We start from the raw sequence: 253 nt of genomic DNA on the forward strand, positions 1-253 counted from the left end.
TCTGAGCGCAAACGAGCTTCGCGTCGAAGGTCCGATCTTCGCCGACTTCCTGGGCGATGGCAGGGCGGGCGGATTGCGGGACATGAATCGACTCATCGTTTCCGCATGCGCCGCGTACTTCGGTGCGCTGTTTCCTGACGACGCCGTGACGTCGCCGAAGATGCCAAAAGTCATGGCCGACTGACCGGGACCCGACACAGCCGGCTACACGATCACCACCGACTAGTTGCAGCGTAAGGTCGATGGCCGCACC

Annotated in this window: 1 protein-coding gene; it reads left to right on the plus strand. The window is 62.5% G+C overall.

Features of this window, described 5'->3' with window-relative positions; all coding sequences use genetic code 11:
• Nucleotides 1-184: hypothetical protein (locus SB753_RS39420; protein WP_410805469.1), on the plus strand; the 184-nt coding region annotated here is incomplete at its 5' end.
• Between the last annotated feature and the right edge of the window lie 69 nt (nucleotides 185-253).

This window comes from Paraburkholderia sp. SIMBA_053 (assembly GCF_046534895.1).
GTDB lineage: Bacteria > Pseudomonadota > Gammaproteobacteria > Burkholderiales > Burkholderiaceae > Paraburkholderia > Paraburkholderia caledonica.